Source organism: Dysgonomonas sp., from assembly GCF_035323175.1.
Lineage (GTDB): Bacteria > Bacteroidota > Bacteroidia > Bacteroidales > Dysgonomonadaceae > Dysgonomonas.
This window is the reverse complement of record NZ_DAOKYH010000011.1, coordinates 1-19,055: the sequence shown is the minus strand read 5'-3', so window position 1 is coordinate 19,055 and position 19,055 is coordinate 1. Positions and strand designations below refer to the sequence as shown.

16 protein-coding genes are annotated in these 19,055 nt (G+C 32.6%); 12 read left to right on the top strand and 4 right to left on the bottom strand.

Features of this window, described 5'->3' with window-relative positions; translation table 11 throughout:
* Positions 1-15: 15 nt before the first annotated feature.
* Positions 16-1,665 (bottom strand): alkaline phosphatase, encoded by a 1,650-nt coding sequence (locus PKC55_RS12880; RefSeq protein ID WP_135104375.1) that lies wholly within the window; start codon positions 1,663-1,665, stop codon positions 16-18.
* Between the two features lie 519 nt (positions 1,666-2,184).
* On the opposite strand from PKC55_RS12880, the gene surE reads away from it, so the two are divergent.
* Both surE and lpxB read left to right on the top strand, forming a co-directional pair.
* Positions 2,185-2,958 carry a 5'/3'-nucleotidase SurE gene (gene surE / locus PKC55_RS12875; RefSeq protein WP_291127306.1) on the top strand — a complete coding sequence of 258 codons (774 nt, stop codon included), beginning with the start codon at positions 2,185-2,187 and terminating at the stop codon, positions 2,956-2,958.
* Positions 2,959-2,984: 26 nt separating this feature from the next.
* Entirely contained in the window at positions 2,985-4,127 is a 1,143-nt protein-coding gene (gene lpxB / locus PKC55_RS12870; RefSeq protein ID WP_324373298.1) for a lipid-A-disaccharide synthase, read from the top strand.
* 17 nt (positions 4,128-4,144) lie between these two features.
* Here the strand turns inward: lpxB and PKC55_RS12865 are convergent, their stop codons facing one another.
* Genes PKC55_RS12865 through PKC55_RS12855 form a run of 3 tightly spaced genes read right to left on the bottom strand, consistent with a single transcriptional unit; the run spans position 4,145 to position 5,995 of the window.
* Positions 4,145-5,107 carry an alpha/beta hydrolase gene (locus tag PKC55_RS12865; RefSeq protein ID WP_324373296.1) on the bottom strand — a complete coding sequence of 321 codons (963 nt, stop codon included), beginning with the start codon at positions 5,105-5,107 and terminating at the stop codon, positions 4,145-4,147.
* Positions 5,108-5,121: 14 nt separating this feature from the next.
* Entirely contained in the window at positions 5,122-5,742 is a 621-nt protein-coding gene (locus PKC55_RS12860) for a hypothetical protein (RefSeq protein ID WP_291128103.1), read from the bottom strand.
* Entirely contained in the window at positions 5,732-5,995 is a 264-nt protein-coding gene (locus PKC55_RS12855; protein ID WP_135104380.1) for a DUF2089 family protein, read from the bottom strand. Before PKC55_RS12855 ends, PKC55_RS12860 begins: the two co-directional genes overlap by 11 nt.
* Positions 5,996-6,177: 182 nt before the next feature.
* Here PKC55_RS12855 and PKC55_RS12850 point away from each other — a divergent pair, with 182 nt between their 5' ends.
* The 10 genes from PKC55_RS12850 to PKC55_RS12805 all read left to right on the top strand — a co-directional run bounded on the left by PKC55_RS12850 (position 6,178) and on the right by PKC55_RS12805 (position 18,868).
* Positions 6,178-7,251: a glycosyltransferase family 4 protein gene (locus tag PKC55_RS12850; RefSeq protein ID WP_291128100.1), complete on the top strand. Its 1,074-nt coding sequence runs from the start codon at positions 6,178-6,180 to the stop codon at positions 7,249-7,251.
* A 394-nt stretch (positions 7,252-7,645) separates the two neighbouring features.
* Entirely contained in the window at positions 7,646-8,476 is an 831-nt protein-coding gene (locus PKC55_RS12845) for a polysaccharide biosynthesis/export family protein (protein ID WP_291128098.1), read from the top strand.
* Between the two features lie 5 nt (positions 8,477-8,481).
* A complete protein-coding gene (locus PKC55_RS12840) occupies positions 8,482-10,824 on the top strand; it encodes a GumC family protein (protein WP_324373289.1) in 2,343 nt (780 codons plus the stop codon).
* Positions 10,799-11,791 carry an SDR family oxidoreductase gene (locus tag PKC55_RS12835; RefSeq protein ID WP_324373287.1) on the top strand — a complete coding sequence of 331 codons (993 nt, stop codon included), beginning with the start codon at positions 10,799-10,801 and terminating at the stop codon, positions 11,789-11,791. The genes PKC55_RS12840 and PKC55_RS12835 overlap by 26 nt, the downstream gene beginning before the upstream one ends.
* A gap of 5 nt (positions 11,792-11,796) precedes the next feature.
* Complete coding sequence (locus tag PKC55_RS12830; protein WP_291129290.1) at positions 11,797-13,032, top strand: nucleotide sugar dehydrogenase; 1,236 nt, start codon at positions 11,797-11,799, stop codon at positions 13,030-13,032.
* Positions 13,029-14,453, top strand: coding sequence for a lipopolysaccharide biosynthesis protein (locus PKC55_RS12825; RefSeq protein ID WP_291129292.1), 1,425 nt, complete (start codon positions 13,029-13,031; stop codon positions 14,451-14,453). Before PKC55_RS12830 ends, PKC55_RS12825 begins: the two co-directional genes overlap by 4 nt.
* Positions 14,454-14,457: 4 nt before the next feature.
* Entirely contained in the window at positions 14,458-15,255 is a 798-nt protein-coding gene (locus PKC55_RS12820) for a glycosyltransferase family 2 protein (RefSeq protein ID WP_291129293.1), read from the top strand.
* A 136-nt stretch (positions 15,256-15,391) separates the two neighbouring features.
* Positions 15,392-16,651, top strand: a complete 1,260-nt coding sequence (locus PKC55_RS12815) for a phenylacetate--CoA ligase family protein (protein ID WP_291129295.1) — start codon at positions 15,392-15,394, stop codon at positions 16,649-16,651.
* Positions 16,629-17,708, top strand: coding sequence for a CapA family protein (locus PKC55_RS12810; RefSeq protein WP_291129298.1), 1,080 nt, complete (start codon positions 16,629-16,631; stop codon positions 17,706-17,708). The genes PKC55_RS12815 and PKC55_RS12810 overlap by 23 nt, the downstream gene beginning before the upstream one ends.
* Before the next feature lie 2 nt (positions 17,709-17,710).
* Complete coding sequence (locus PKC55_RS12805) at positions 17,711-18,868, top strand: O-antigen ligase family protein (protein ID WP_291129301.1); 1,158 nt, start codon at positions 17,711-17,713, stop codon at positions 18,866-18,868.
* The last annotated feature ends 187 nt before the right edge of the window (positions 18,869-19,055 follow it).

The following is a 19,055-nucleotide window of genomic DNA, read 5'->3' as shown; positions in this document are numbered from 1 at the left end:
GGGATAACTATCTTCTTATAGCTTGTTGATTAGGCTTTTAGGAACATAGAATGTGTCGTTCTTGTCTATGTATACAGTCACTGTACTCAACGAGATTGGCTGATTGTTGAGATAAACTACCGACTTGAACGCAGGTATAGTTAACGTCATATTTCCCTTCTTCACTTTTAATACAGGGAAATCAGTAGACTTATCGATGCTATACTCTAATCCTTTGAAGACTTCTGTGTGTTTAGCAAACACTTCTTCTGTCATATCTTTCAAAGATGTTTTGAGCCCTATAGCGTCAGATAGATATTGGTTTATTTCTACATTCGTATTCATACCTATAGGCAGATCACCATCAGGATGATAAGCTGCGAGAAAGACTTCTTCGCCTGTATGACCTCCCGTTGTGAAACCGAAATATGTATGTTGATTCATTATATTGATAATACTCGAACCCATATTCACGCTGTTGCTTACTTTCATATAGTCAGCTTCTTGGTAGTTCTTAGAGCTGAGAAGTAAGTTTAATTCATCGTCGTTCAGGTCTATATTCGTATATTCTTTAAATATGCTTTTGAAGTCTTCCGGTTTCGATTTTAATAAGATACGCTCCAAACCTTCTCCTGTTTTTTTGTATTGCGATACATTTTTGAATAATTGATCGATGGTTGCCTTGTCATAGCTTTTCAGGTCTCTACGACCAATTGTGAATCCGCTATTTCCATGATCGGGAAGAACTATTACAGTTGTTTCTCCATTCTTGCGGGCAAAATCCATAACAGTAGCAACAGCTTTGTCGAATGCTAAATATTCTGTAATACACCCTACTGCATCGTTTCCGTGAGCAGACCAGTCTACTTTACTGCCTTCTACCATGAGGAAAAAGCCGTTTTCGTTCTGAGAAAGCCTGTCTAGCGCTTTTTTAGTCATTTCATTCAGTGACGGAACTAAAGTAGAGTCTCTGTCGATGTCGTAAGGTAGCTCTCTTTCTCCGAACAATGCCCAAACTTTATCTTTTCCATTAAAGTTACGGAAAGCTTTTAAATCATCCTGAATAAGTCTGGTTCCCGTGTTTTTGAAATGTTGTTTAATGTCGTCAGTAAGTATAGAATTACCACCACCAAACATGACATCTAAGTTTTGATATGCCATTTGTGATGCGATATATTCATATTTGCCTCTGGCATAATAGTGTGCAGAGCAGTCTGCGGGTGTTGCATGCGGGAATTCCACCGTAACAACCAATCCCGTAGCTTTGTTTTGTTGATGTTTAGCAGCTTCCAGTATTGTAGCTAATGGTTGGTAAGCTTTTGCCGGATCTACAGGTACTAAGTCATTTTGAGGATCGGCAACAGGATAGATGGATACATTGCCTGTCTGTTGGGGCATACCGGTCATATAACAAGACGTTGTAGGAGCCGAGTCTCCAATGGGAGCATTTGATGAAAATGTTTTTACAGTGCCGCATAGATAAGGGTCAATAGCTAAATTGTTGCTTCCAAGCTTGTTGTAAATCTGATACCAACGTGCGGCAGAAACTACACCGATAGATGTTCCGTCAGGTATCATCACAATCACATTTTTGGTAGGTCTGACATGCTTGCGGTACTGCTGTTGGGCATATATCGCGGTCGAAAAAATCAGCAGAAGCAATAAGACCGTACTTGTTTTTCTCATGTTGGGAATATTTTGAATGATTAATAAATTGAAAAAGTATACCAAAGTTACAAAATATGTTTGCATCGCAAAGACGCTGGATAATAATTTAAAGCCATTTCAAACCTTTTGTAAATAACACAAAAAAGAGTTTGTTTTTTAATGGCTATAATTCATTTAAGTCACGCTTTTTATCGTACATGGGTGTTACTTTTTTATGGTTTTGTATATTGTTGAACATCATATATTTATATGTCTAATGTTGTTGAAAAGTAACAAAAGTAACAGTCGCTATGCTCTTTTTTAATGTCACTTTTACTTCTTTCAGATCACTATAATGTCTTATATAAGATAAATCTGCAATATAAGATTACAAACAGTTATTTGTTGATAAATATGACTGCTCGGAGTCGTTCCTTTCGTCGATTTCTTTTTACAAAGGAAATAAATACGCTCTAAAAATATTGATGTATCTTTGTTTCTTAACTGAAATTTAATTTTTAGTTCTTAGTTTTGTTTTTTAATGATAAATAAAGATAGATGGAGAATAAGAAGCCTCTGATACTGATTACGAATGACGATGGTTATCAGGCTAAAGGTATAGAAGCATTGATAGATAGCGTAAAAGATTTAGGAGATATTATAGTTGTAGCACCCGATGGACCTCGTTCGGGAATGTCGAGTGCAATAACATCATTACAGCCATTACGGGTATATTTGATAAGTGAAAGCCAGAATGTCAAAGTCTATGCGACAACAGGAACTCCTGTGGACTGTGTAAAGTTAGGCATAAGTGAACTGGCTGAACGCAGACCTGATATTGTTCTTTCGGGTGTAAATCATGGTTCGAATGCAGCAGTAGCTGTCCTTTATTCGGGAACAATGGGAGCAGCAATAGAAGGAGCGGTATTTAAAATACCATCTATTGGATTTTCGTTGCTTGATCATAGCCACAATGCTGATTTTACTTACTCAAAAAAATATATTCACTCTATTACCAAGCAAGTATTGGAAGATGGGCTACCTAGTGGAACATGTTTGAATGTAAATATTCCGAAAGGAGACGATATAAAAGGAATCCGTGTTTGTCGTCAGACATCCGGACAGTGGGTGAATGAATTTATGCAGTCGAAAGATGGCGCTGATAAAGATATATATTGGTTGACAGGAAACTTTGAGAATGATGAGCCTAGTGATGAAATGACGGATGAATGGGCTTTGGCTAACAGGTATGTTTCAGTTGTGCCGGTGAAGGTGGATATGACAAATCATGATCTTATTGCCTCAATAAAGTCTTGGGAAGCCATTCTTTAATTCTCTATTGATAAAATTACAACACAATGAAATATTTTTTGGTGGCAGGAGAGGCTTCGGGAGATTTGCATGGGTCTAACTTGATGGCAGCACTCAAGGCTCAGGATGCAGAAGCTGAGTTTTGCTTTCTGGGAGGGGACCTTATGTTGGCTCAGGGAGGACGACTAGTAAAACATTATCGCGAAATGGCTTTTATGGGATTTATTCCTGTACTTCTCAATCTGAGGACTATTCTTCGTAATATGAAGATGTGTCAAAAGGAGATTATGGCGTTTAATCCCGATGTGTTGATATTGATCGATTACCCCGGATTTAATCTGAAAGTTGCCAAATATATTAAAACGCATACCAATATTCCTGTATATTATTATATCTCCCCAAAAGTATGGGCTTGGAAAGAATATAGGGTGAAATCGTTTAAAAAATATGTTGACAAAATGCTTTCTATTCTTCCTTTTGAAGTCGATTTCTATAAGAAGCATAACTATCGTATCGATTATGTGGGGAATCCTGTGGTAGATGCTGTAGCCAATTTTAGAGAAGAGAATCAGAATGACGTTAAAGATAAGTTTATAGCGGAAAACAACTTAGATAATAAACCTATTGTAGCATTACTTGCAGGTAGCCGCCAACAAGAAATAAAAGATAATCTGCCCGCTATGCTCGAGGCAATTGAAGGCTTTAAAGATTATCAGGCTGTGATAGCCGGAGCACCCGGTATAGATCCTGATTATTACAAAGAATATATAGGTGGTAATTCTTGTAAAATTGTATTTAGCCAAACTTACAGACTTTTGCAGTATGCTGATGTGGCATTGGTGACATCCGGCACAGCTACATTAGAAACAGCTTTATTTAAAGTTCCGCAAGTTGTCTGTTACAAAACGCCTATTCCTCATGTGGTTTATTGGGCATTCAAGAATATACTTCATACAAAATATATTTCGTTGGTAAATCTGATAGCCGATAGGGTAGTGTTACAAGAGCTTTTTGCCAAATTTTTCTCAGTAGATACAATTAGGGAGGAAGTTAATAAGCTTTTGAATGACAAAACTTATCGTGAAACGATGTTAGCCGACTATGATGAAGTTATAAAAATATTGGGTGAGTCTGGAGCGTCGCAAAGAGCTGCAGATATTATTATACAAAAACTAAAGAGAGGAAAGTAATTCCTCTCTTTCGCTTTCTAATTTTTTATAAAGTTTATTATAACTTTTCCTATTTCTTTGTTTAGCGGAATACTTTTGTTGCTGTATGTTGGCGTTTGTTCTGCCATGTCGCTACTTCTACAGTCTTTCAATACATGGTTCATATTCTCTATAACAACCTTTTTGGCTTTAGGATTTGCTACAGATAGTAGGTTTGCCTGTTCTGTAGGTACTTGTATGTCTGTTGTTCCTTGTATAATTAAAGTTGGAATGGTGAGTTTTGCTATCTCTTCCTGAGGATTATATTTCATTACTGATATCATATATGGTTGTACGCTTGGGCGAAACAGAGCATTGAGTGTTGGAGGAACATTTGAGATGGTTTCACCTTGTTTCAATTTATCTAAATAAGAAAATATCAGATCTTTTGTAGCTTGGGGCTGTCCCGCCAATTGCTTTTCTAATTGTTCTTTGAGTATCACATCAAAAGGTACACCCATCCCTGCTATAGAAATGTATTTTGTAACTTTTGGATTGTTTTCTGCCGCAATCATCCCAATCAACGAACCTTCGCTATGCCCTATAATTATTATGTTACAAAACCGCTTGTCTTTCGATAATAAATCTATCCACCCTTTTACATCTTCAATATAATTCTCAAATCGGATATCCGATTCCTCTTTCATTGCAGACTTGCTCGCTGCTATACCTCTTTTGTCGAAGCAGAGTGTAGCAATTCCACTATAGAATAATTCATCAGACAACATTTTATATGCATCGTTTTGAGTAAGTTGACTATTTCCATTGCGGTCTGTTGGTCCCGAACCTGCTATAATAATTGCTATTGGTAAAGGAGTTTTACTATTCGGAACTTTTAATGAGCCAAATATATCGCCTGTTTCCGTTTTTAATATAATAGGTTCTTCACTAACGATTAATTGTGCTGATATATTTAGGGATAAGAGTAATAGTAAAAAGAGTGATAGTTTTTTACAATTCATAGTGGTCTGTTTTTTTAATGTAAATAAGGTATGGTTATAAAAATAAGTACTTTAATTAATATTTCGGATACAATAAGAGCTGCTGTAAAAGAGATTCCTCCAATAACTCCTTTTATATTACCCGAAACGGAATAGGCATTGTATTTAAGAACAATGGACCAAGCTAATATTATAATAGACAGTAGAGAGGCTATTACTAATATTCCAATATTATCTTTCAGTATAGAAAATATTTCATTTGTATTTACTGCATTCATATTTCCAAAATCTAAATGAACCGCAGGTATTAAGCCTACTAGCCCAAACAAGATATGGGGTGCTTGTGATAAAGACATTGTGCCTGCAATATCAATAATACGGACAGAAGATTTGGATACAATACGGGCCGCAATATAGAAAATCACGGTCATAGAAATGAGGGTGATGATCTGATAAACTATGTGGACTGCATAGTGTTGAGGTTGATTTGGTGGCGCATATTGCATCCCGATCACTCCATTGAAATGAGTATTTCCCAAATACCCCAAAACCGATAGTAATAACATAACGATTAGCCCTAGTATAAGAGCTTTTGTACCGGCAATGTATTGAAATGGTTTGAATAACCAGCTTGTCACAGAAGATTTACTTTTCATATTCTTTTAGTTTATCAATTATATCGTCTAATAAATTTCTCACGGTAGGGTAACTCAATTTTAAATCTTTAGCCATCTCTTTTAAACTTCCACTATTTTTCACAAATTTTAGAATAAAGTCTTGATCTTCTACAGACAGACGGGCTAGTATGGGGAGTGCATAGAGACCGTGCACCTCTGTTGCACAGTTTTCACAAACAAGGCTTTTTACTTTTAATTGTGTTTTACAACTTGGACAATTACATGGTAACATATTTACTGCATTTTTTTTACAAACATAATATTTTATTTAATAATATTAAATATATGTTTAATAAAATTTATTTTATTTTAATTTTATGTTCGCTGTATTGTTTTTAGAGTTTCTAAATAAGAGTTTTAATAATGATAAAAGAATTGCTAAACTCATTATATTTGTGAAGAAAAGATGAAGAAATGAAGAACAATATAAAAATCAATTTTATACTACCATTCAAGCCTCGTCGTCCGGCAGGTGGATTTCGTGTTATGTACGAATATGCTAATCGATTGGCTTACATGGGGTATCAAGTTCATCTAACATTTCCTATCAAAACAAAGTATATGAAGTACCGTTTTCCATACTTCGTACGCTGTATTTTATCTAAAATTGAACGATTTGATAGAAATAAATGGTTCGAGTTTGATCCGGATATTACGATGTCTTATGTAAAAGAAGTAAAGGATAAGTATGTGGTTGATGCTGATATTGTTATTGCTACTTGGTGGTCTACCGTATTGGATATGGGAACACTATCTCCAGAAAAAGGTAAAAAAATCAACCTTATACAAGGCTATGAAAATTGGGAAGGACATGAAGATTTACTCTACTCTTCGTATAACTTGAAAGATACGGTTAATATCGTTGTTGCTTCTTATTTAAAAAAAATAGTAGCTAAGCATACCAATAATAGAGTAGAATTGATTGAAAATGGAGTTGACAACAATGTATATTACATTAAGGAAAGAGTAGAGAATAGAGAAATTGCAACCGTTGCTATGATGTATTCTGTTCAAGAAATAAAAGGTTCTAAATATGGGTTAGAAGCACTACATCTTGTAAAAGAGCAGATTCCGGAGCTTAATGTTGATTTATTCGGCATTTATCCCTCACCTGAAGATTTGCCCGACTGGATTCATTATCATAGAGATCCGGATGATTTGTGTGCAATCTATAATCGTAACTCTATATTTATATCCAATAGCTTTACTGAAGGGTTTGGCCTGGTATCTGTAGAATCTATGTTTTGTGGATGTGCTCTTATTTGCACCAATATAGAAGGGCATAAAGAATATGCGGTTGAAGGAGAAACGGCATTGTTGGTAGAACCGGGTGATGCGAAAAATATGGCTGATAAAATTTGCTGTTTAATTAAGGATAACGAATATCGCATAGACTTGGCTAAAAGAGGACATGAATATGTGCTTCGTTTTAGTTGGGATAATGCTATAGAAAAAATGGAAACTATTATTAGAGGTATGTTAGACTAAAATTTTAATAGTGAGTGATTAAAGTGAATAAATGTTGTTTTTCTCATAGTTTGAGTCTTAAATCCTTTATTATGATCGTGGATATTGATATTGTTAAAGTTGTGTAAATAAAGGTTAATTTGATGAGGGTTTTAAACGATTTGTTTTCTTTTTTTGTAAAATTTTACAGCATTTTTTTGATTAATACCCGAATTCTTAAATCTTAGATACAATAACACTTTCAAGATTTTTTTCACCTGATTTCTTATTTTTTTTCAGGCTTTTTCCTTTTTATTTATTTAATGTTGATTCCATTTCTTAAAAAGTTATTATTTTTTCTTTAGTCAAAAAAGATAAAAAATAAATTATCTTTGGCAGGAAATCTCTTTTATAAAACATTATTTATTTTAACACAATGAAACCAAAAAGGAGTTTGCTCAGAATTCTTCACTCATTAATAGTTTTTTTCTTAGTCGTTTTTTTAGCTTCATGTTCGGGTTATAAACAGTTGCCTTATTTAAAGAACGCAGAAACAGTTTCCCCTGAAATTTTATCAAGCGTGGCTGCTATTCATGAAGCGAAAATAATGCCTAATGATATAATTACCATTACTGTCAATTCTAATATACCTGGTGCTGCAACAGATTTCAACCTACCGATGGTACCTACTAATTTGAGCTCTGTAATACAAACAACGGCAACATATTCGAGTACAGCAGGGAGTTTGCAAAATTATTTGGTAGATAAAGACGGGAAAATAAATTTTCCAATATTAGGGCAATTAAGTATTGGTGGAATGACGTCTAAAGAGGCCCAAGATTACATTGTATCGTTAATTTATCCACGATATATAGCTGAAAAACCGATCGTAAATGTTCGGTTCATAAATTTTGGAGTATCTGTTCTTGGCGAAGTAGCCAGACCCGGAGTATATACGACACCCAATGGTCAAATGACGATCTTAGATGCTTTGGCGGCAGCCGGAGATATGACAATATACGGACGTAGAGATAATGTGTTGTTGCTTAGAATACAAGAGAATGGAGAAATTGCGATGCATCGGATTGATATGCAAGATAAGAACTTAGTGCTTAATAAAGATCTCTTTTATTTACAACAAAATGACAAGTTATATGTTGAAACTAATAAAGCAAAAGGAAATAATTCTCGATTTGGAACCTTTGAATCGATTAGTTTATCCGCATTATCAATCGTAATCTCAGTAATTGCTATCATAACCCGCTAAATTAAATGGAAACCAATAAAAACTGGAAAGATACAAGTGCTTCAACTTCTGTAACTGATATCATATTTGATTATTTACGCTACTGGAAATGGTTTATTCTATCAGTAGCTGTGTTTTTGATTATTGGGGTCACAATCATTCTTGTTACTCAAAAGCAGTATAAATCTTCACTTTCTATATTGCTGAACGAGGATAAAGGAACAAGTAAAGGAAATGCAGCTGCAGAGTTTGATTTAGAGGCTCTCGGTTTGCTTTCTACAACAAACAATATAGAAAACGAAGTTGCAATTTTATCTTCTCCCGATTTGATGCGTTCTGTTGTAGATACACTGAATTTGCAAACTGTATATTATATTACGCAGAGACTTAGAAAGGTTGAATTATACAATCAAACGCCTTTTCATGTCACTTTAGAACCTGTAGATAAAAAAGGAATAGGAAATATTCAATTCTATATACAGAAAAATGGAACGGGATATGAAATTAGCGGGACATATGAAGATCTATTTGCTTCAGAGGAGAAAAAAATAAATGAAAAATATGAGTCTCTTCCGAACGAAATAAAGTTAGACGATGCCGCTATCAAAATTGAATTGACAGGTAAAAACGTAATTGAACATGAAAAATACTATGTTCAGATAAATGATATATACTCTACTGTTTCTGCTCTAAATGGCGCATTATCAGTTTCGCCAACAAGTAAAACGTCTTCTGTTCTTAATATAGGATTGATTGGTAATAATACTGCCAAGGGTGCTGCTATTCTTAGAGAACTTGTGAAGCAGTATAATGAAATGAACGTAAACATAAAGAATGAGATAGCATACAATACTGCAATCTTTATTAATGATAGATTGAAAGAAATATCGGTAGAACTAGGAGATGCAGAAGAGAATGTTGTTGATTTTAAACAAAAGAATCAAATAACAGATCTGAGCACAGAAGCACAGCTGTTTGTACAACAAACAGGTGAAAATGAACAAAAGTTATTGGAGGTAGAAACCCAACTCAATGTGATATCTTTAATAGAGCGTTTTGTGCAAAATCCTGCAAATAAATTTTCAGTGATACCTAACATTGGAATTGCTGATCTCGGTTTGGCTCAAATAATAAATGATTACAACAATAAGCTACTTGTTTCAGAAGTTCAGTTAAAAGGGCTGGGTGAAGAAAACCCTACACGTATAAGACTAACTGATGATATAAATAATATGCGTAGTAGCATATCCAACTCTCTAAAAAATGTCAAGCAGACATATAATATATCGAAACAAGATTTATTGAAGCAATCATCATCTACCAAATCTAGAGTATTGTCGGTCCCTCAACAAGAAAGAGGACTCATCGAAAAAGTAAGGGAGCAGCGGATTAAAGAGAACTTATTTTTATTCCTAATGCAAAAACGAGAAGAGACTAATTTGTCTATTGCTTCAACCGCGAATAAGGCACGTATAATCGTTTCACCACTCGAAGATATTCATCCGATAGCCCCTAAGTCCAATATCATTGTTCTTTCGGTATTAATACTCGGTTTTTTATGTCCGATTGTAATTATATATTTAATCAACCTATTCAAAGTTCAGATCAGAAGTAGAAGTGAACTTGAAAGATTATCGGAAGTACCTATTATCGGACAGGTAGGGAAAAATGAGGTTAAGGATCAGGTCGTAATCAGATCAAATCAAAGTTCCGGTATCGCAGAGATGTTCCGGTCATTAAGAAATAACTTAAATTTTATCCTTAAGCATAAAGTAAATCAAACAATATTAGTGACCTCTACTGCTTCCGGTGAAGGAAAAACTTTTATAAGTGTCAACTTGTCGATGAGCTTTGCTCTATCGGGTAAAAAAGTTTTAATAGTAGGTGGGGACATAAGAAATCCAAAACTCAGAAATTATGTTCAAGTATCAAGAAACAAAGGTTTGAGTGATTATCTAGTTAGTGATGATTCTTGGCGAAACTATGTTAATGATTCGGGGCTAAATGATAACTTGAAAGTGATGGTGGCCGGAACTATTCCACCTAATCCGAATGAGTTATTAATGGAACCACGCTTAAAAGAATTTATGCTCGAAGCAAGAGAAGAGTTTGATTTTGTAATATTTGATACTGCTCCGGTAGGATTAGTCTCGGATACATATCTAATTGATGAGTATGTGGATGTTACATTGTATATTGTTAGAGAAAATGTAACACCTAGAGCTGCTGTAGACTTCATGAATATGCAAAAAGGTGAAGGTAAATTAATAAATATGTATCTGGTGCTCAATGATTCATATTTAGATAGTAGTTACAGATATGGATATGGAAAAGAATATGGATATGATTCAAAATCAAAAACTCGATAATTCAAGAATTCTTATTACCGGAGGAGCCGGCTTTATAGGTTCTAACCTTTGCGAAGAGTTATTAAAGTACAATTGTGAGGTTATCTGTTTTGATAATTTTTCTACAGGTAAAATGGAAAATATACTTCCATTCTTTGATAAAAAAAACTTTCGGTTAATAGTAGGGGACATTCGCAATTATGATGATTGTTTAAATGCTATAAAAGGCGTTGATTACGTTCTTCATGAAGCGGCTTTAGGCTCTGTTCCCCGTTCTATAAAAGATCCGATAACCAGTAACGAAGTCAATGTTTCGGGCTTCTTAAATATACTATTCGCAGTAAAAGAAGCTGGCGTTAAGCGGTTTATTTATGCTGCAAGTTCTTCTACTTACGGAGATTCTGTCTCGTTACCCAAAGTAGAAGACGTTATTGGCAAACCATTATCTCCATACGCAATAACTAAATATGTTAATGAACTTTATGCTGATGTGTTTTCACGTACATACGGAATTGAATGTATTGGGCTAAGATATTTTAATGTGTTTGGAAAGCGTCAAGATCCCAATGGAGCATATGCTGCTGTTATACCGTTATTCGTTAAGAGGTTAATTAATCACGAATCACCCGTAATCAACGGAGATGGTGAGTATTCAAGGGATTTCACTTATGTAAAGAATGTGATACAGATGAACTTGCTGGCTCTGACTACATCTAATCTCGCAGCATTAAATACAATATATAATACAGCTTTTGGAGAACGAACAACTCTAAATCAATTGGTAGAATATCTAAAAGAATATCTGAGTGAGTATGATCCTCAGATTGCAAAGGTGGATATTATACATGGCTCAAATAGAGTTGGAGATATCCCGCATTCATTAGCAAGCATAGATAAAGCAAAAGCTTTGTTAGATTACAATCCGAAATATAGTATGAAAGAAGGATTGAAAGAGGCTGTAGAATGGTATTGGAGTAATTTAAAATAACACAAATGAACAAAATTAAGATCGCAATTATTGGCCTAGGGTATGTAGGCTTACCTCTAGCTAGGCTTTTTGCCACCAAATATCCGGTAGTCGGTTTTGATATTAATAAGGCTCGTATTAAGGAATTAATGTCTGGTGTTGATCATACCTTAGAGGTAGATGCTGATATTTTACAGTCTGTTTTGAAAAACGAAAACAGTGGCAATATTGGGTTGTTTTGTTCTTGTAACTTAGAGGATATTAGTGACTGTAATTATTATATAGTAACTGTTCCAACTCCTGTAGATAAAAACAATAGGCCCGATTTGACCCCTTTATATAAAGCAAGTGAAACAGTTGGGAAGGTTATCAATGAAGGAGATATCGTTATATATGAGTCAACAGTTTACCCCGGAGCTACAGAGGAAGACTGTATTCCTGTAGTAGAAAAAATTTCAGGTCTGAAATATAATGTTGATTTTTTTGCGGGTTACTCTCCTGAAAGAATAAATCCGGGAGATAAAGAACATACTGTCGAAAAAATTAAGAAAGTAACATCGGGTTCTACACCTGACGTCGGAGAAAAAGTGAATGCCCTTTATTCCTCAGTTATTAAAGCAGGAACGCATTTGGCTCCAACTATAAAAGTGGCAGAAGCGGCAAAAGTTATTGAAAACTCTCAACGGGATATAAATATTGCATTTGTAAATGAATTAAAGAAAATATTCGATAGAATGAATATTGACACCAATGCAGTACTACAAGCTGCCGGAACGAAATGGAATTTCCTTCCATTTAAACCCGGGCTGGTTGGAGGTCACTGCATCGGTGTAGACCCATATTATTTGGCTCAAAAAGCGCAGGAATATGGCTATCATCCCGAAATCATACTTGCTGGTCGTCGCCTGAATGACAGTATGGGCGAGTACGTTGCTAGTGAGGTTGTCAAGAAGATGATTAAACAAGGTATACAAATAAAGGGGGCTAATATATTGGTTCTAGGAATTACATTTAAAGAAAACTGTCCCGACGTTCGTAATACTAAGGTTGTCGATGTAATTCGCGAACTCAAAGAATACGGTACAAATATAACAATTTATGATCCTTGGGCTAATCCGGAAGAAGTGAAGCATGAATATGGGCTAAGTATTGAAAAAGAATTTCCGAAGAGAAAGTTTGATGCTATTGTTAAAGCTGTTGCGCATAGAGAATTTAAAGATATGGAATTAGGCGATACTATATATGATTTAAACAATAAATGAAAAGTAAAACTATAAATGGTTTGTTTTGGAGCTTTTCGGATAATTTATTACAACAGCTGATAAATTTTATTGTTGGAATTATTCTTGCTCGATTATTATTACCGGAAGAGTTTGGATTATTAGGTATCGTTACTATTTTCATTTCTCTTTCTAATGTATTCGTTGATGGAGGACTTAGTGATGCTCTTATAAATAAACAAAATGTGACTCAAGAAGATTATAGTACTATTTTCTGGATAAATATGGCAATAGGTATATTTTGCTTTGGTTTATTATCTTTATTGGCACCATTTATAGCTGTTTTCTTTCATCAAGAAAAGCTTGTTGAATTAATACGTATTACAGCCCTAAGTCTTATCTTTTTTTCATTATCCTCTATCCAACGTACAATGCATGTAAAAAAAATAGATTTTAAAACTATCACACTTGTATCTTTAATTTCTGTATTGATAAGTGGAGCGATTTCTATATATATGGCTTTTAATGGATTTGGTATATTAAGTCTAGTTTATAGAATTGTGATTGGGCAGATTTTGACTGTATTGTTATTCTATATAATCTCTCCATGGAGGCCATTGTTTGTATTTAATACAAAGTCATTCCAAGAAATGTTTGGCTATGGAATAAATCTATTTTTCTCAAAATTATTAAATACATTATATAATAATTTTTACTATTTCATAATAGGAAAATGGTTTTCTCCCATTGTATTAGGATATTATACTAGGGCCGATAGTTTTAAGAATATCACATCTATAAATATATCGAATACAATAACGCGAGTAAGCTTCGCTTCTTTATCTGCCATGGAAAAAGAAAAACAACTTATAGGCTTTAAAGAGTTTCTTTTAGGTACCATATTTATTACCACATTTTTAATGGCAATTCTATTTTGTTGTGCAGATTCAATTATTATTATATTGTTGGGCGATAAGTGGTTTCCTACTATAGAATATCTGAAAATTATTTCTTTGTCAGGCTTGTTTCTACCTGCTTATTTTATGAATCTGAACTTTTTAGCAGTCATAAGAAAAACAAAATATTATTTGACTTCAGAACTAATTACTAAAATAGCAATTATTCCAATAACTATTTTGGGAATAATATATGGAATAAAGATTCTTTTATGGCTTATTGTGCTTCATTCTGTTTTTAGTTATCTATTTATATCCTATCAGGTACAACGAGCTTCAAATTATAGAATGTTATCTCAGCTAATGATGTTTTGTCGACTTCTTATCATATTTATATCGACAGCTATTATCGTTAATTTAGTTCAAACGGTTTATGAACTAAATGTTTATATAAATATGTTGCTTGGAACTGGAATTGTATTCTTGGTCTTTTTTCTGGGGTATATTGTTTTCAAAAAAGATTTCGCTTATTTAATGATAATCTTAAAAGATAATTTTAAAAAATAATAATATGTTCTCAGTTGTTATTCCTTTATATAATAAAGAATTAAGTATAGAATCTACAGTACAATCAATATTAGATCAAAGCTTTCGGGATTTTGAGTTAATAATTGTAAATGATGGGTCGAAAGATAAAAGCTTGACAGTAGTAGAGAAGTTTAAGGATGAGAGAATAAGAATATTTACTAAAGAAAACGGAGGAGAATGTAGTGCTAGAAATTATGGAATTAAGATGGCAAAAAGAGAATGGATTGCATTCATTGATGCCGATGATTTGTGGGAAAAAGATCACTTATTTATTATTTCTCAACTTATTTTAAAATATCCTGATAAGAGCGTTTTTGCGACATCTATAAGAAATACGGATGAAGAATATACGAATCAATTTGTTTCATATGTAATTGAAGATTATTTTGTAGATGCATTAAAAAAAGAAAGAATTATTACATCAAGCTCTTCTGTTATTAACAAGAATTGTTTCTTGGAGGTTGGATATTTCAATGAAAATTATAAACTAGGAGGAGATTTGGATATGTGGTGCAGATTAGCTAAGAAATATAGCTTTGTCAAGTCTTTAGTATATACATCTTTATATAGGTTAGAAGCTGAAAATCGAGTTTCACTAAAAAGATGCCCTGTTGAAAATATTCGACTTTTTAATATAGATTTAAAAGTAGCCAAAGGTTCTGAACGTAATTATTATAAATATCAAATTATCAAAAGGATATTTGCATATATAATAAAAGATAAGAATTGGAGATATTCTTTGCTACTAATAAAGAAGTACAATTATCAACTTTTTATTTAAGCTTATGAATAATATATTTAAGAAAGTATATAAGAGGGTACCAATTTCTATACAAAATTTGATAGTATCGTTATATGGGTATAAAATATATAGACAACGATATGGAAAGGTATACTATGATTCGTTTAAAGAATTTATGGCAAAAGATTACTCTAATCTTAAAAATGAAGAGGAAAATCAAAATAATTTATTACGTCTTTTCTTGAAATTTGCTGTTGAAAATAGTCCTTTTTACAGAGACTTATATTCTAATATTGATACAAATAAAATTGAATCAGTAAAAGATTTATCTATACTTCCAATTATAGATAAAGAGACCATTAGAAAAAATATCGACAAATTATACACAATAAATGAAAAAGATGCTGTTGTTGGTTTTACAGGAGGTACAACCGGAAAATCACTAAAAGTATTATATACGAAAGATGATTTCCAAAGACGAATGGCTTATCTAGATGCTTTTAAATCTCGTTTGGGTATAAATACATTCAAAGTAAAAAAAGCGACATTCAGTGGTAGAGAGATTATTACAAATCCGAAGAAAAAAGTGTTTTGGAGATATAATTATATTTATAAACAAAGGCTTTATTCTACTTTTAATATGACAGAAGATAATCTTCCTTATTATATAGATGATTTAAACAAATTTAAACCAGAGGTAATTAACGGCTTCGTTTCCGCTATATTTGAACTATCAAAGTTTATAAAGAATAATCAAATTAGATTGTCTTTTCAAGCTCAAGCTATATTTACGACCTCTGAGACTTTGTTGCCTATACATAGAGAACTTATTGAGGATGTTTTTAATACTAAGATTTATAATCAATATGCGTCAGCTGAAGGTGCTCCTTTTATTACAGAGTGTAAGTGTGGTGAATTACATTATAATCTAGATACCGGTGTAATAGAGACATTACCAACAGACATTGGAAATCAAATGATAATTACTTCTTTTACTACACATGGCACCCCTTTGATAAGATATAATATAGGTGATATTATATCTTTTAAAGATAGTACTTGTAAATGTGGATCTTCTCATCCTTTAGTAGAATATATTAGTGGAAGAAAAGTTGATTTTCTTTTTTCTAAAGAAAAAGGTTTGGTTAGTTTAAGCCATTTAGCTGATGTTATAAAAGGCATGCCAAATAATATAAAAAAAATGCAGTTTATCCAAAACAGCATCGATTCTATCGAGATTTTAATTATGGTTGATGACAACTCATTTGAAGAGTCCCATATTAAGTCTATAATGGAAGAGATGAGATATAGATTTGGTTATAATATGGATATAGAGATTAAGATTACAGAAAATATTCCAAATGAAACTAGTGGTAAATTTGCTCTCATTAAAAATAAAATAATAGATCAATATGAAAATTGCATTATTAGGTGATATCGCTTTTTTTGGTAAATTCTCATTGAAAAATAATTCAAAATTATACGAATATTTTTCAGAAATTGCAGAAAAGTTAAATAAGTATGACTTAGTAATAGGTAACCTTGAAACTCCTTTTTTGATACCAAATGCAAAGCCTCATGGATATAAATCTGCTTATATTGGATCAGAAATAGAGAATGTCGAATTATTAAAGTATCTGAATGTGAATGTTGTTAATATTGCGAACAATCATATTTTTGATTATGGAAAAGAATCTTATTACAATACAAAAAAAATATTAGAAGAGAATAATATTAAATATTTTGGCACTAAAGAATCTTTATTTCTACAGTTTGATACTAATAATATTGCATTAAATGGATTCTGTTGTTATTCAACAAATCCATCTCGAATTAATACGGATGATTGTGATATAAATGAACTTGACTTTTTGTATGCTAGAAACATATTAAATGAAAATCATAAGAATGGATATCTATCAATCTTTAGTGTCCATTGTGGGCAAGAGCATATAAATTATCCCAATGCGGATCATGTCAAAATTGCACGAAAATTATCAGAAGAGGCCCCTTTAATCTTTTATGGACATCATCCTCATGTTCTGCAAGGAATAGAAACCCTGAAGGAGAGTTTATTGGCATATAGTCTTGGTAATTTTTGCTTTGACGATGTGTATACATCAAAATCAGAAAAGCCCTTAATCAAACAATCTTTGAATAATAAAGAATCAGTAATATTAGAATTGACTATAGAAAATAATAAACTTATTAATTATTCTTTGTTACCGATTTTTATAGGGGATAATAAACTAGATACAGGGGATACTTCCATTATAGATAAAATGAGACTTTATTCCAATGCTTTAGAAAATGTTGATAGTGAATATACTATATCTAGAAATGAACAAATAAATAGTTACATTAATGATAGAAAAAAGAAGCGTGATTTTCAATGGTATATTAAAAGATTAAATAAAAACTCGATATTTCAAATTTTATCAGCAAGGAAGAACTTAAATAAGTATAAAGAAAAAGTTGAAAAATATATTTGATTATGAATCAATATGAAAAGTGTTTGATCTTTGCTACTATTATTTGTCCTTTTACAGTATTACGGATAGGATTTATTGGAGTTGGAGAAATACTAATTTTGTTTTTGTTTTTATTTAACTTAAAGAAATTAGATATTACATCTAAATATGTATTCTCTAGATTCTGGTTTATTTTTTTATTGTGTTTATTTTTAGGGCATTTATATCATCTGTTTATCTTAGATTATACCTATGGAACGCTAGATACAGCTTCATTTGATATTGCTGCCTATTTCATGATTCTTATAAGTTGTTTAACGATTGAAGGACTTGTAAATACGAATAAAGTAGATATATACAAGATACTGCGGTATGTGTTTCTTTACCTTTCCTCAATCTTGGTTTGTTTGTATATTTTAAGTCTTTTCTGGGATACTATAGCAGGTATGCCTTTGAGGTATTATGGTCATTTTGCTCCTTTAGTAAACAATCTGCATCAAATATCAATGATTATTTCTCCTCTTATTTTTTTAGGTATTCTTATTTATTTTAGAGAAAAAGACTGGTTAATAAAGATATTGTGCATATTCTTTTGTTTGTTATTGATAAAAATGGCATTTGAAACGGGATCATTTAAAGCTTATTTAGGGGTTTTGGGAGGTCTCTGTTTTTTCATAGCATTTCGTATCTTAAGATTATTAAATAAAAAAATCTGTTTTATTCTATTTTTCGCTATTGCCATAATAGGAATTATTTATTTTCTGAATGAATATGAGTTTATAATAAAATATTTCCTTAACATATTTCAAGAGGAAGATGTCGCGGATGGTAGAAGTAATTTATATAGTATAGCTATTAATACTTTAAAAGCGTCTCCTGTTTTGGGCTTTGGACCAGGGCCCCATTTATATTATGATGCCGATTTTTGGGATGCTCATCAAACAATATTATCTCTTTTACTCCAATCCGGAATAGTAGGTGGGTGTTTATTTTTATTTAGTTCTGCTTATTATATAAAGACGATACGACAAAATTACCTAATTCTTTCAGCAACGATACCCATCTTGGTATATATGCTAGGGGGAGATATCCTTCGGAGATTGCCTATATGGTTATTACTAATCTTCTTTTACTATTTAGTCAAACAAGATTTATTCAAGAAAGAAAATCCTGAATTGTAATAATAATATTGAATGTATCTTCTCTATTAAAAAATCATGAATAAGCTCATTCGCATAACCACAGTTCCAATATCTTTGGATAAGCTATTAGACAAGCAGATGGCTTTTATGAAAGATTATTATAAAGTCATCGCTGTTTCTTCAAATGAATCTTTACTGAAGAAAATTGGAGAAAAAGATGGTGTTG

What these genes read in the sequence shown, in the direction of transcription:
- PKC55_RS12880 (WP_135104375.1), bottom strand. Translation starts at nt 1,665, where the DNA reads ATGAGAAAAACAAGTACGGTCTTATTGCTTCTGCTGATTTTTTCGACC.
- surE (WP_291127306.1), top strand. Translation starts at nt 2,185, where the DNA reads ATGGAGAATAAGAAGCCTCTGATACTGATTACGAATGACGATGGTTAT.
- lpxB (WP_324373298.1), top strand. Translation starts at nt 2,985, where the DNA reads ATGAAATATTTTTTGGTGGCAGGAGAGGCTTCGGGAGATTTGCATGGG.
- PKC55_RS12865 (WP_324373296.1), bottom strand. Translation starts at nt 5,107, where the DNA reads ATGAATTGTAAAAAACTATCACTCTTTTTACTATTACTCTTATCCCTA.
- PKC55_RS12860 (WP_291128103.1), bottom strand. Translation starts at nt 5,742, where the DNA reads ATGAAAAGTAAATCTTCTGTGACAAGCTGGTTATTCAAACCATTTCAA.
- PKC55_RS12855 (WP_135104380.1), bottom strand. Translation starts at nt 5,995, where the DNA reads ATGTTACCATGTAATTGTCCAAGTTGTAAAACACAATTAAAAGTAAAA.
- PKC55_RS12850 (WP_291128100.1), top strand. Translation starts at nt 6,178, where the DNA reads ATGAAGAACAATATAAAAATCAATTTTATACTACCATTCAAGCCTCGT.
- PKC55_RS12845 (WP_291128098.1), top strand. Translation starts at nt 7,646, where the DNA reads ATGAAACCAAAAAGGAGTTTGCTCAGAATTCTTCACTCATTAATAGTT.
- PKC55_RS12840 (WP_324373289.1), top strand. Translation starts at nt 8,482, where the DNA reads ATGGAAACCAATAAAAACTGGAAAGATACAAGTGCTTCAACTTCTGTA.
- PKC55_RS12835 (WP_324373287.1), top strand. Translation starts at nt 10,799, where the DNA reads ATGATTCAAAATCAAAAACTCGATAATTCAAGAATTCTTATTACCGGA.
- PKC55_RS12830 (WP_291129290.1), top strand. Translation starts at nt 11,797, where the DNA reads ATGAACAAAATTAAGATCGCAATTATTGGCCTAGGGTATGTAGGCTTA.
- PKC55_RS12825 (WP_291129292.1), top strand. Translation starts at nt 13,029, where the DNA reads ATGAAAAGTAAAACTATAAATGGTTTGTTTTGGAGCTTTTCGGATAAT.
- PKC55_RS12820 (WP_291129293.1), top strand. Translation starts at nt 14,458, where the DNA reads ATGTTCTCAGTTGTTATTCCTTTATATAATAAAGAATTAAGTATAGAA.
- PKC55_RS12815 (WP_291129295.1), top strand. Translation starts at nt 15,392, where the DNA reads ATGGCAAAAGATTACTCTAATCTTAAAAATGAAGAGGAAAATCAAAAT.
- PKC55_RS12810 (WP_291129298.1), top strand. Translation starts at nt 16,629, where the DNA reads ATGAAAATTGCATTATTAGGTGATATCGCTTTTTTTGGTAAATTCTCA.
- PKC55_RS12805 (WP_291129301.1), top strand. Translation starts at nt 17,711, where the DNA reads ATGAATCAATATGAAAAGTGTTTGATCTTTGCTACTATTATTTGTCCT.